At 50.4% G+C, this 12027-nt stretch carries 12 protein-coding genes; 4 read left to right on the top strand and 8 right to left on the bottom strand.

Annotated elements, in window-relative coordinates:
* Positions 1–30: 30 nt before the first annotated feature.
* Positions 31–216 carry a YhzD family protein gene (locus DFR62_RS14305; RefSeq protein WP_121301010.1) on the top strand — a complete coding sequence of 62 codons (186 nt, stop codon included), beginning with the start codon at positions 31–33 and terminating at the stop codon, positions 214–216.
* Positions 217–708: 492 nt separating this feature from the next.
* On the opposite strand, the gene DFR62_RS14300 is transcribed toward DFR62_RS14305, so the two are convergent.
* From DFR62_RS14300 to DFR62_RS14290, 3 genes are all read right to left on the bottom strand, one after another.
* A complete protein-coding gene (locus DFR62_RS14300) occupies positions 709–1488 on the bottom strand; it encodes an enoyl-CoA hydratase (RefSeq protein ID WP_121301009.1) in 780 nt (259 codons plus the stop codon).
* A gap of 87 nt (positions 1489–1575) precedes the next feature.
* Positions 1576–1923, bottom strand: a complete 348-nt coding sequence (locus DFR62_RS14295) for a YlbF family regulator (protein ID WP_121301008.1) — start codon at positions 1921–1923, stop codon at positions 1576–1578.
* A gap of 13 nt (positions 1924–1936) precedes the next feature.
* Complete coding sequence (locus DFR62_RS14290; protein ID WP_241663040.1) at positions 1937–3085, bottom strand: DUF445 domain-containing protein; 1149 nt, start codon at positions 3083–3085, stop codon at positions 1937–1939.
* Positions 3086–3162: 77 nt separating this feature from the next.
* Between DFR62_RS14290 and DFR62_RS14285 the strand changes: the two genes are divergently transcribed.
* A complete protein-coding gene (locus tag DFR62_RS14285) occupies positions 3163–3366 on the top strand; it encodes a YheE family protein (RefSeq protein WP_058381306.1) in 204 nt (67 codons plus the stop codon).
* A 124-nt stretch (positions 3367–3490) separates the two neighbouring features.
* Here DFR62_RS14285 and DFR62_RS14280 read toward each other — a convergent pair whose 3' ends face one another.
* Together DFR62_RS14280 and DFR62_RS14275 are read right to left on the bottom strand one after the other, a co-directional pair.
* Complete coding sequence (locus DFR62_RS14280; protein ID WP_121301007.1) at positions 3491–5242, bottom strand: ABC transporter ATP-binding protein; 1752 nt, start codon at positions 5240–5242, stop codon at positions 3491–3493.
* Positions 5242–6981 carry an ABC transporter ATP-binding protein gene (locus DFR62_RS14275; protein ID WP_121301006.1) on the bottom strand — a complete coding sequence of 580 codons (1740 nt, stop codon included), beginning with the start codon at positions 6979–6981 and terminating at the stop codon, positions 5242–5244. Before DFR62_RS14275 ends, DFR62_RS14280 begins: the two co-directional genes overlap by 1 nt.
* Positions 6982–7500: 519 nt before the next feature.
* Between DFR62_RS14275 and DFR62_RS14270 the strand changes: the two genes are divergently transcribed.
* Positions 7501–8022 (top strand): universal stress protein, encoded by a 522-nt coding sequence (locus DFR62_RS14270; RefSeq protein ID WP_121301005.1) that lies wholly within the window; start codon positions 7501–7503, stop codon positions 8020–8022.
* A 172-nt stretch (positions 8023–8194) separates the two neighbouring features.
* Positions 8195–8632, top strand: a complete 438-nt coding sequence (locus tag DFR62_RS14265) for a low molecular weight phosphatase family protein (RefSeq protein ID WP_121301004.1) — start codon at positions 8195–8197, stop codon at positions 8630–8632.
* 49 nt (positions 8633–8681) lie between these two features.
* Here the strand turns inward: DFR62_RS14265 and kynB are convergent, their stop codons facing one another.
* Genes kynB through chrA form a run of 3 tightly spaced genes read right to left on the bottom strand, consistent with a single transcriptional unit; the run spans position 8682 to position 11746 of the window.
* On the bottom strand, positions 8682–9305 hold the full coding sequence (gene kynB, locus DFR62_RS14260; protein WP_121301003.1) for an arylformamidase: 624 nt from the start codon (positions 9303–9305) through the stop codon (positions 8682–8684).
* A complete protein-coding gene (gene kynU / locus DFR62_RS14255) occupies positions 9306–10547 on the bottom strand; it encodes a kynureninase (protein ID WP_121301115.1) in 1242 nt (413 codons plus the stop codon).
* 29 nt (positions 10548–10576) lie between these two features.
* Complete coding sequence (gene chrA, locus DFR62_RS14250; protein ID WP_121301002.1) at positions 10577–11746, bottom strand: chromate efflux transporter; 1170 nt, start codon at positions 11744–11746, stop codon at positions 10577–10579.
* Positions 11747–12027: the final 281 nt, after the last annotated feature.

Raw genomic sequence — 12027 nt, 5'->3', positions numbered from 1 at the left:
TGAATAACCGTTCAGAAAGGGGTGCCGAATATGAGAACTTATAAACTGACTGCTTTCGAAAAAACCGGCGAATTGATTACAGAAGAAACTTTCACCGCGGAGACTGACGACGAGGCGAAAGAACAAGGGCTTGCGCTGCTCGAAGAAAAAGCGCTGACTGAAAAAACCCACCGGCTTGCATCTCCAGCCGGCAAACTCTTATTGTTCCATACTTAAAAAACACGGCAGTCGCCGTGTTTTTTCTTTTGATCTATTTTTGCTGCAAAAAAAGCATGGCGGAAACCCGCCATGCTTTTCAGAGTGTTGAAGAAGTTCGTGTTCCACTATGAATAATAAGGAGATCATATATTCTACATTCAAAATCAATGTTCTGTCTAAGTATTTGGAGAAGCGTTTGCTCGTAACCCCTTCTGCTCAATAATGCTGCGCATTACTTTCGCAAAGATAAGGTCTCCCGTAGGTCGACCTCATCTTTCCAGTGGATCAGCGAGACGACCGAGACCCCGCAAGGAATAAATAAGCGAAGCTTAGCTGAGCGCATTCATTTGCGACGCATCTGCGTTAAGCAGAGGTGGGAGCACAAGGGTTTCAAGGCGACTGAGGAGGCTTGGGCGCGAGCCCACGGAAAGAGAGCAATAAGCTTCGGAAAATACGTCTTCTAACCTTTCTCGACAGCCTGTGAAGAATGGCGGAAACCCGTCACTCTTTTTATTTTCCTTTAAAAGCAGGCTTGCGCTTTTCGACAAAGGCTTGTATGCCTTCGAGATGGTCTGCCGTTTTACGCATCGCCGATTGCCCGGATGCTTCGCCTGCGAGCACTTTATCCAGTTCAGCCAGCTTCATGGCGTGCAGGATTTCTTTCGATTTCAGCATCGCAGCAACCGGAGAGGCCAGCACTTCATGCGCGTATTTCTCCGCCTGTTCCAAGCCTCTGCCTTCCGCCGTCACTTCTTCGATCAAGCCTTTGGCGAGGGCATCATGCGCTTTCAGCACTTGGCCCGCCCAAATCAATTGCTTCGCCCTTGGCACGCCGACACGCTCTTTCAGGAAGAAATGGCCGCCTCCGTCCGGGATGAGTCCAATGCCGATGAAATTCATCGCCAATTTGCTGCTTTCTTCCGCCACCACATGGTCGCAGGCAAGCGCCATGCTGAACCCAAGCCCTGCAGAAGCGCCATGCACAGCCGCAATCGTCACTTGCGGCAAGGTATAAAGCGCTTTTGCCAGGCGGCTAACGTCTCCCATCACCACATCGATATCCATCGGGTTGTCGGGATCGACCATTTCCTTAATATCGCCTCCAGCAGAAAACGCCCTTCCTGCCCCGTGAATAATCAGCGCATGAACCGACTGGTCATTTTTCAAGCTTTCAAAGCAATCCGCGAGCTCTCCCATCATTTTCGCATTCATTGCATTCATTGAATCCGGACGGTTCAGCACCAAGTACGCCAAACGCCCATCTTTTTTCAGCATAATCGTTTGATACATAAGAAAAAGACACCCCTTCGTAAAAATGAATTAGCATTCATCTTTACGTATTCGGTGTCTTTTCCGTAAATCCTTTTTTTGCTGGAATTACATGCTTTCGTAAAGTTCTTGTACTGGCTTGATCAAAACACGATTTACTTCTTCGATCATTTGGCTAAGGGCCATTTCAGCTTCGAGCATAGACAAGATTTTCGGGTTTTCCTGAGCAGCTTGCGCTGTCGCTTGAGCACCCATCATTTCTTCTTCAGTGATCTCTTCGCCTTGCTGTTGTTTTTGCTGCAATGTAACTTGCAGGTCGCGGAATTTCTTGAACAATTCGTTTGCTTCGCTATCTGCCGTTACTTGTGCAACCGCTTCTTGAAGTTTTTGAAATTCCTCTGTTGAACGGAACGATGATTCTAATTTGTTGATGTCGTCATAAATGTTTACTGCCATGTAAATCTCTCCTCTACCCTAAATTCAGCACTGTGACGAGCAAACCCTGGAGTATGCCGATAAAGCCCCCCAGAAATGCGCCCAGTACCGTGATCATCTTGAATTCTCTCCGTGAAATCCCGAGCACCAATTCTTCCAATCGGCTGAGCGGCAGAGAATCGACTTGCTGTCTGACCATATTTTCCATGTCGATTTTCAATATGGTCTCTTCTAACTTCTGCTCTCCCATTTCAAACGCGAAGTCCGTGATGAGAGGCGTAATATTGACACTTGTCCATTCTAACCCCCGAGGCCATGTCTCTGCAAGTGATGCGTCTAGTCTTGCCGAAATGCGGGCCTGGTCGCGGACATACTGCTTGATGGCCGCAATCGCCGGCTCGGCGTCGAATTCCTTCAAGAGCTCATCCGCGCGCTTATCTTGCAGCTTTTCCCACTCACGAAACGCCAAAGTGCCGAGCAGTTCAAAGGTTTTCGGGGAATTAAGGAACTTGATGATTTCCGATTGGGTCTTATTCGTGATTGACTGGGAATCGCCGAACAAATTGTGGAGCACATTCCCGAAACGGCCGCGCGATACTAGAAATTCGTCCAATAAACTTTTAACCGTCTGTCGCCCTGCAGGCGAAGCAAAATAGTCCGAGCCTCTATCGATGGCGTATTTGACGCCGCCAAAAATCTTTTCCTCGATTCCCGGCTTCCAGGCATCCGGAAGCAATTCCCGAACGGTTTTTCCGGCGATGTAGTCATCTATGGCGTCCCGGTTGCGGTCAACCAACCCGTCGAGCTTCGCTTCAAGCTTTCGGTCCACACCTTTTTGATTGGCAAGGTCCAGCCATTCGTTGAACGTGCGGGGTGAAGAAAAAAGATGCAGATCCAACTGGCGATTCAGCCAGTTCTCTGTTTTCTTATGCATCGCTTCGTTGAAAAAGCGTTTTTTGAAGGTTTCCGGCGTCAGCAAATGTTCGACCACGGTACGGCCGAGCTGGCGTGACAATTCATCCCGTCGCTTCGGGATGAGCCCTGGCGTAAACGGCAGGCGGAACTTGCCGATGTATTTCGCTTCGTATGGCCAGAACAGCATCTTGATGGCCAAATGGTTGGTCATGCCGCCGATCAAGGCACCGATCAAGGCCATCAGCATTAATGTCAGTAGAATATTCAACTAAGGTCACTCATTTCTTCTTTGTCTATTGCGCCTCTTCCCCTATAATGGAAAGAGACGATCAAAGGGGGATTCCGATGCTGCAGCATTTTAAATTCAAGCCGATGTTCGAAGACAGCCGGCTGCCCGGCTGGAACATCTCATTCTTTTACCGCAATGAACGCATTCGCGGCGAGTATCATCCGGACGGGTCGATTGTTTGGCAATCCGCTCCGCCGCAGGATGAGGAAGCCATCAAGAAAATGGTCCATGAGCTGATGCTCTATCATGTATACGACTGAAGCGCCGGAAAAGTTCCGGCGCTTTTTTCTATGGCTATGCCGTAGCTATATTATAAAGATAGAGCTGCCGGTTTCACAACAATAGCGAATTGCTTCCTCTTAAAAAGAAAAAAGGGGTGGCCCCTTACCCAACGTTCTGGGTAGTGGCCATCCCTGATTGAATGCGGTACATCTGGCGATAAATGCCATCGTGATCCATCAATTGATCGTGCGTGCCGGATTCAGCGATTTCGCCCCGGTCAAGCACCAAGATGCGGTCTGCATTCTTGATGGTCGACAAACGGTGGGCGATGATGAACGTCGTCCGGCCTTTCTTCAATACATCCATCGCATGCTGGATGATTTCCTCTGTTTCGGTGTCGATATTGGACGTTGCTTCATCTAGGATCAAAATCGCCGGATCGAATGCCAGCGCCCGGGCAAACGATACGAGCTGGCGCTGGCCGGAAGAAAGCGTGCTGCCTTTTTCCACAACCGGCTCATCGATGCCATTCGGCAAATGCTTCGTGACACGCTCGCCGCCGACAGCCGCAAGTGCCGCTTGCGCCTTTTCGCGGCTGACGCGGTCGTCCCCAAGCGTGATATTGGATTCGATTGTTCCGGTGAACAAATACGGATCCTGCAGTACGATGCCCATATGTTCACGCACCGCTTGCCTTGGCAGATCATTGACATTGACGCCGTCGATTAAAATCTGCCCTTTTGTCGCATCGTAAAAGCGGAACAGCAAGTTCATAATCGAACTTTTCCCTGATCCCGTATGGCCGACAAGTGCAACAGTCTCCCCTTGTTTCGCTTCGAAAGACAAATCCTTAAGCACATATTCTTCATCTTTATACGCAAACCAGACACTTTCAAAGCTCACATTGCCTTGGTAGCGTTCGACCCGCTCATCGCTGACCGGTTCCCCGGGGCGGTCGAGCAAGCGGAACACGCGCTCAGCTGCCACGAGTGATTGTTCCAGACGGCTGAATTGGTTGACGATGCCGCTGATCGGGTTGAACAGGCGGATGATGTAATCGACAAATGCGTACAGCACGCCTACTGTGACGACCGTGTTACCGGTCATGGAAGCCCCTCCGAAGTACCAGATGAACAAAACGAAGATCATCGAGCGCAAGACGCCGACCATATTATGCGAGGCGGCGGCTTCTAGCACCAATAATTTCTGCTGGAATTTGAAGTGCTTTTGGTTGAGCTCTTCAAACTCACCTTTCATCTGCTTCTCGCGCCGGAATGCCTGGATGATGCTCATGCCTTGGATCGATTCATTGATCATGGCATTCATCTCACTGACTTTTTCACGGACGACATGATTGAAATTCGAAGCATACTTCCGGTAAACGAGCATCCATGCATACAATAGCGGCACGAGCACGAATGCAATCGCCGCCATGCGCCAGTCCAGATAGAATAGAGCGGCATAGATTCCTGCCATATACATGAAGCTAGTCGCGAATTGCGCAAGCACTGTGACGAATAACTCACGGATCGCTTCGGTGTCATTGGTGATACGCGCGACCACTTTCCCTGCCGGCAAATTATCGAAATAGCTAATCGGCAAGCGTTGGACATGTTCAAAGACATCGGTCCTCATTTTACGGATGACACGGTTCGCGCCTTTTTGCAGCAAAATATACTGCAAATAGCGGAACACTGCCGTGACGACAGATAAGCCGAAGAACAAGGCCAACAGCTGTGCGATCGGGCCAAATTCGATTTCCCCGGCACCCGAAATGTGTTCATCGATGATTTCCATGGCGATCAAAGGGGCGGCCAAATCGGCGGCTACCGCCACCGCAAGGAACACCAGGCCCCAGATGATGACGCTCTTGAATTGCAATGCATAATTCGTTAATCGTTTTCCTGTTCCCATTATTGCACCTCCCCGATTTGCTGGCGGAGGAATTGTTCATGATACCAGCCTTGTTTTGCGACTAATTTATCGTGTGTGCCTTCTTCGATGATGCGCCCATCATCCAGCACAACGATCCAATCAGCATGTTTGACGGCAGACAGCCGGTGCGTCGTGATGATTGTCGTCTTGCCTGCCCGTTCGCGTTGGATATTCTCGATGATTTTGGCTTCCGTCTTGGCATCGACCGCCGAGAGGGAATCATCCAAAATGAGGATTTCCGGATTTTTGATGATTGCCCGCGCAATGGAAATGCGCTGCTTTTGCCCGCCGGATAGTGCGACGCCTTTTTCACCGACTAGCGTCTCAAGACCGTTCGGCAGCATGGCCAAATCTTTTTCGAAATAGGACAGCTTGATGGCCTGGGACACTTCCTCTTCTGTCGCATCCGCTTTTCCGAACAGGATGTTCTCGAGGATGGTCCGTGAAAATAGGACGTGATCCTGCGGGACATAGCCGACCCAATCGCGCAATTGCGCTTTGCTTAGTTCATTGATTTCGATGCCGTTCATCGTTAACGACCCTTCACCTGTTGGGTATTCCTTCAGCAGCTGTTTGACGAAAGTCGTTTTGCCGCTTCCCGTCTTGCCGACAATGCCGAGCGTCTGACCGCTGTTCATCGATAAATTGATGCCTTGAAGGTTGATCGATGTCGACTGTGGATATGTGAAACCGAAATCGCGGAAGCCGATGCGCTCCGGATGCCCGGTTTCTTTTGTCGTTTTCGGGTCAACCACGTCTTCTTCGTAATCCAATGTTTCATTGACGCGGTCGATCGATGCGTTGCCGCGCTGCAGGATATTGATCAATTCACCGATCGCAAACATCGGCCAGACAATCATGCCAAGGTAAACGTTAAAGGCAACCAAATCACCCAAAGTCATCGTCCCTTCGGACACCAGAAACGCGCCATAACCGAGGCCGATGACATAACTGATGCCCGTCAGCACTTTCGTAACCGGCGCGAACAAGGCATCGATGCGCTCGACCGCCATATTCTTTTCATAGACATCTTGCGTCATGTCTTGGAATTCCTTTTCAGATGAACGTTCCTGCACATATGCCCGAACGACGCGGACGCCGCCGACCGATTCCAAGACGCTGTCGTTCATATCACCGAATGCGTCCTGCGCCAAGGTGTAGCGCTCGTGTATTTTCTTGCCGAGCAGTTGGACGACAATCGCGAGCACCGGCAATGGCAAAATGGCCAAAAACGTCAATTCCCATGACACGAGAATCCCCATTGCCACGATGATCGTCGCCATGTATAAAGTCGAGTCGACAAGCGTCAAGATCCCGAATCCTGCCGTCTCGGAAATCGCCTTTAAATCATTGGTCGAACGGGCCATCAAATCCCCCGTCCGGTTCTTCTCATAGAATGTCGGCGTCATCTTAAGGAAATGCCCCATCAAGCTTGAGCGCAATTGCCGTTCGATGACATAAGCCCCTCCGAACAATTGGTATTGCCAAATGAAATTAATGACATAAGCCAGCACCATCGCCACAAGTAAAACGACGACATACTGCCACAGCAGTTCACTGGTCAATTCCTGCTGTGCGATGGCATCGATAGCCACGCCAATCAGCCACGGCGGCACGATTTCGAGAATATTCGCTACAAATAAGAGCACCACTGCGATGGTGTAGCGCAGCCAGTTTTCTTTAAAAAACCATTTTAATTTCCATAAAACATCAAACATACATTACGCCTTCTTTCCATTTTCAGTTTTGCTAATCGCCTTCAAGCGATTCCTTGATCAATGCTTTTTTCACATGAGGCTTTTCCATAATGCTTCTCTCCCTTAGTTTCGATTATTTATTTAAGCAGCCAAGCTGTTTAAACCACACAAAAAGAGCGCATACCTGTTTTCAGGCATGCGCTCTTGAAAATAGGACTGGATGCACAGACCCAACCCGAATATTTCTAGTCACGAAGTAAATAGCAATGAAAAATCATCGGAGTGCCTGGCAATGCTATGCAATTGGTGTTTAACGCCTTTTGAATTTTTTTCATTGTCCAAACCTCCTTTTCCATATATTTGTTAGTTCAAGAGTACCACTCGTTTTTTTGAATTGTCAAGCTATTTCGAATCAAAACAATAATTCAGCCAAAAGTCGTACTGCTGCTCCTCCCACTACCGCCAGTTGTGCCTGAAAGGTTTGCGGCTACAATATTTGGGGGAACAAGAGAATAACAGTAAATTGAGGCGGTGAAAGAAATGTATAAGAATATTGCAATCGCATACGACGGGTCGGAAGGCAGCCGGCTGGCACTGGAGAAAGGCATAGAACTTTCCAAGATTCTTCCAGAATCTAAGCTGACGGTCATCTATGTCAATGAAGAAGCGCAGGAACGCACAGGCTATATGGATGTGGGGCATGCTTCCGCACCGGTCACTTCTGCAAACGTCGACAGTTCATATGCACAGTTCATGCCGCAGGGAATCGGAGATGATGGCTACCGGCCGCCGCAGGAAGTGGACACGGCCCGCGCATCGGAATATTCGAAGCATATGCACAACTCGATTCAACAGCAGCTCGACGCAAAAAATGCCGAAGCTTCCGTTCTTGCACTGGAAGGTCCGGTCATCAAGACAATCACTGGATTTGTCGATGAGCAAAATATCGATCTCTTGATTGTCGGCAATAGCGGGAAATCCGGATTGCAGAAATTCTTTGTCGGTTCTGTCAGCAGTAAGCTGATCAAAGATTCAAATTCTACCGTTCTTGTGGTGAAATGATCCCCCTAGGATGAGGACTTCCCCCATCCTGAGGGGGATGTTTATTTTTATGACATATTTTTGACATAATTAAATGAATATCATATATTTATCTGTTTGCCGGATTCCCTACATGGGTAAAGAATACTAATTAAACCAGCTGGAAAATAAAGAAAGGAAGAAGGGGTCAGCCATGCCGAGACATACTGTATATTTTCTATCATCACATCAACATCGCGGGCTGATGGCTGAAATTTGGGCGAGCCGCTTAATGCTGCCGGACTGGGACATCAGAAGTGCGGCATGGAACCAACCATCTTTCAACGACATTCCGATAGAAGTTCTCAAAGAAATCATCTTGGAGATTCCGCCAGTCGAGCAGCGCTTGTACAATCCGGACGAGGTGAAACAGGCGGATTTGATTATTGCCCTGCATGACGGGGAATTCGAACAAGCTGATATACCCGACGATTTGCCGATGCAGAAATTGGTGCGCTGGGATATCCCGAACCCCGAAATCCGCAGTACAGACAATGACGAGAAATGGGCTTTATACCAGGAAGTCTGCGATGCCATTGCGATGAACATCAAACAAATGGAACCGATTCTCAGGTCACAGCCTACACAATGAAAAACTATAGCAAAAAAGCCGCCATTCGGTTTGAATGGCGGCTTTTTCCTTATTCTGTGTAAAGCACGGCACGCACAGGGCTTCCTTCCCCGCCGCGGATCTTCAAAGGCAACGCAGCAAGTTTGTAGACACCCGGCGCAACCTCATCCAACACAATGCCTTCCAAGATAAAGCGCTCGTTGCGGTTCATCGCATGATGCATCGGCAGCTCTTTGCTCGTCTCAGGGTCCACTGACGGTACATCGACACCGAGCAGGCGGACGCCTTGTTCTTTCATCCATTCGGCGATCGCCGGGTCGAATACTGGCCAAGCTCCAGGAAACGCGCTGCGGTCTTGCCACGCGGCCGTCTTCAACAGCACAGCATTGACGCCATGCGCAAGCTCATCCAGATCAGCCAATTGCACTTGTTCATGACCCGACACGTCCATCACTTGAGCTGTCGTCAAATAGACATCAAGCGGCAATTCGTCAGTCTTCAAGCCATTTTCATCGTAATGGAACGGCGCGTCAATATGCGTGCCGATATGCGTGCTTGACTTGAGTTCGCCGATATTCACCGAGCCGCTCTCTTCTTTCGTGACCGATAAACGATAGGAAAACGGCGTATCTCCCGGCCATTCAGGAGTTGAATTGTCCAGTGCCATCGAAATGTCTATGATCGATTTTGTCATTTACGCCACCACATTTCGTTCGTTGCTGAATTCTTTGTAAAGCTCGTGCTCGATAATATCCTGCAAAGCGAGCGCTACTTTCTCCACATCTTCAAAACTCGTGTAGAAGGCGATTGGCGCAAGGCGTATAATATCCGGCGCACGGAAGTCCGGGACGATCCCTGCTTTCTTCAACGCTTTGCAGATTCGCGCCGCTTCCGGGTGCGCAAGCGCGATATGGCCACCGCGCTGTCCATCCACTTTGGGCGTAACATCTATTAAAGAAGGCACGAGCGCCGCAAGCCTCTCGCGCAGCATCGTCGTCAATTCCAGCGATTTGCTGCGGATCTTATCGATCCCTGCTTCTTCGAATAATTCCAGGCTGCCAATTAGCGGTGCCATGCTGAAGATATTCGGCGTGCCGACCTGATAAGCTCCGGCTCCTTCCGCTTTCGTGAAGCTATGGTCCATGTCGAATTGCTTCGCCTTGTCCGAACCGAACCAGCCGGCTATTCCAGGATTCAAATCGTGATGGCGCTCATGCAAATACAAGCCGCCTGTACCGCCGGGACCTGAATTCATGTATTTATAATGGCACCAGACAGCAAAATCCACGCCGTCTTCATGCAAGTCATGCGGCATGGCGCCCGCTGAGTGGGCCAAGTCGAATCCTGCGATGATGCCGTGCTTGTGTGCAGCTTGCGTAATCTCAGGGATCGGCAGCAATTGGCCGCTTCGGTAAAGGACCGACGGCAACAATAGCACCGCCACATCGTCTTTCATTTCCGCTAAAATATCTTCCAGCTCGAGCGTGTAGCCGTCACGGCTTGATACTTTGCGCATTGCGATGGCCGGATCTTGCCCGCGCAGGCGCAAATGGCTCTCCACTGCATAAATGTCCGATGGGAAATTCAGCTCGTCGACCAAGATGACGAAACGCTCATCAGTCGGCGCATAGACCGTCGACAGCATCTGGTGGATATTCGACGTGATCGAGCCGGTGACCATCACTTCATGTGCTTTCGCCCCGAACAATGGCGCTGCTTTCTCGCTCAGCGTCTCTGCCAGCGTAAACCATGGATGTTCGCCTTCTGTCCAGCCCTCGATACCGAATTGTTTCCAGCTGTCCATGAGCGCAATCAGCTTTGTTTCAGCACGCTTTGACATCAGGCCGAGCGAATTCCCGTCCATATAAATCGTTCCTGGTTCTACAAAAAACTCTTCTTTGAATTTAGCCAATGGATCTTGTTGGTCTCTCTGCATTGCCGTTTCCAAATCTCATCTCTCCATTCCTATAGAGCATAAGCCAGCGCACCGAGAAGCGCCGTAATCAAGACGACTTTCCACGGAGCCAGTTTCAAATAGACTAACATTCCGAAGGCGGCAATCGCAATGGCGAAGTCGACCGGCCCTTGAATGGCGGAGGTGAAAACCGGGTCATACAGCGCCGCAAGCAAAATGCCGACAACTCCAGCATTGATGCCTTTTAAGGCCGCTTGGATGCCAGGCTTCGTGCGGATGACGCTCCAAAACGGCAAGGTCCCGATGACCAACAGGAATGACGGCAAGAACATTGCGATGACGGCGATCAATACGCCGCCAGCCCCGTTCATCAATTGCCCCAAATAAGCAGACAAAGTAAACAATGGCCCCGGAACGGCCTGTGCCGCCCCGTATCCTGCAATAAAGGCGTCTGCCGTCATCCATTCAGGCACGACTTCACGCTCAAGCATCGGCAAGACGACATGGCCCCCGCCAAAGACGATCGCGCCGACACGGTAGAAAATGTCAAAAATCGCAAACGCGCTCGATTCGATGAACGGTCGCAATAACGGCAAGCCGATCAGCAATGCCCCGAAAATCCCCCAAGCGGCGAGACCGGTCTTTTTGCCGAAGGTCAAAGCGAGCTTGACGGCCTCAGGCGCCTGTTCTCTCCGGTACAATAAAAACCCGATGACGCCCGTCAATAGAATGACAATAATTTGTGCCCAGGCGGTCGGCACCAGCAAAATGGCGATGGCCGCACCAAAGGCGATCATCAGCCGCTGAACATCCGGTGTCAGTGATTTCCCCATGCCGAGCAAGGCATGCGCGACGACCGCGACGGCGACAATCTTCAAGCCATGCAGCCAGGCAATATCGACCGAACCACTGCTGATCAGCATGGCGAAAATCATCAAGGCAATGACAGAAGGCAAAGTAAACCCGAGCCAGGATAAAAATCCGCCCATGATCCCTCCGCGCAGCATGCCGATCGAGATGCCGACCTGCGAACTGGCAGGACCCGGCAAGAATTGGCATAACGCCACCAAGTCTGCATACGCTTTATCGTCCAACCATTTTCTTCTATGTACATATTCATCACGGAAATAGCCGATATGGGCGGCCGGCCCGCCAAACGAGGTCAAACCCAGTTTGGTCGATGCTTTCAGGATTTCCACCCAGCGTTCTTTTCGCTTCACTATCCATCTCCCTTTCTCTTTTGGATTCTTCTCTATCATAACGGTTTGCTTATATGTTTCAATATTAAACCCATGTAAATATTTTTCACTGAATAATTAGTCTTTTTGGTGGTATACTTTTAGAAAGCTCTACCTGACACAAAAAGGACCAGATCCCCCCCCCCCCCCCCCCCCCCCCCCCCCCCCCCCCCCCCCACCCCCCCCCCCCCCCCCCCCCCCCCCCCCCCCCCCCCACCCCCCCCCCCACCCCCCCCCCACCCCCCCCCCCCCCCCCCCCCCCC

It is taken from the genome of Planococcus citreus, assembly GCF_003664125.1.
GTDB classification, from domain to species: Bacteria; Bacillota; Bacilli; order Bacillales_A; family Planococcaceae; genus Planococcus; species Planococcus citreus.
The sequence above is the reverse complement of the archived record's forward strand: the minus strand, read 5'-3'. Positions and strand labels throughout refer to the sequence as shown.

Bases quoted from the DNA above. Each gene is read 5' to 3' on its own strand.
- DFR62_RS14285 (WP_058381306.1), top strand. From the start codon at position 3,163: ATGCTGCAGCATTTTAAATTCAAGCCGATGTTCGAAGACAGCCGGCTG.
- DFR62_RS14275 (WP_121301006.1), bottom strand. From the start codon at position 6,981: ATGTTTGATGTTTTATGGAAATTAAAATGGTTTTTTAAAGAAAACTGG.
- DFR62_RS14295 (WP_121301008.1), bottom strand. From the start codon at position 1,923: ATGGCAGTAAACATTTATGACGACATCAACAAATTAGAATCATCGTTC.
- DFR62_RS14300 (WP_121301009.1), bottom strand. From the start codon at position 1,488: ATGTATCAAACGATTATGCTGAAAAAAGATGGGCGTTTGGCGTACTTG.
- kynB (WP_121301003.1), bottom strand. From the start codon at position 9,305: ATGACAAAATCGATCATAGACATTTCGATGGCACTGGACAATTCAACT.
- DFR62_RS14265 (WP_121301004.1), top strand. From the start codon at position 8,195: ATGCCGAGACATACTGTATATTTTCTATCATCACATCAACATCGCGGG.
- DFR62_RS14270 (WP_121301005.1), top strand. From the start codon at position 7,501: ATGTATAAGAATATTGCAATCGCATACGACGGGTCGGAAGGCAGCCGG.
- DFR62_RS14280 (WP_121301007.1), bottom strand. From the start codon at position 5,242: ATGGGAACAGGAAAACGATTAACGAATTATGCATTGCAATTCAAGAGC.
- kynU (WP_121301115.1), bottom strand. From the start codon at position 10,547: ATGCAGAGAGACCAACAAGATCCATTGGCTAAATTCAAAGAAGAGTTT.
- DFR62_RS14305 (WP_121301010.1), top strand. From the start codon at position 31: ATGAGAACTTATAAACTGACTGCTTTCGAAAAAACCGGCGAATTGATT.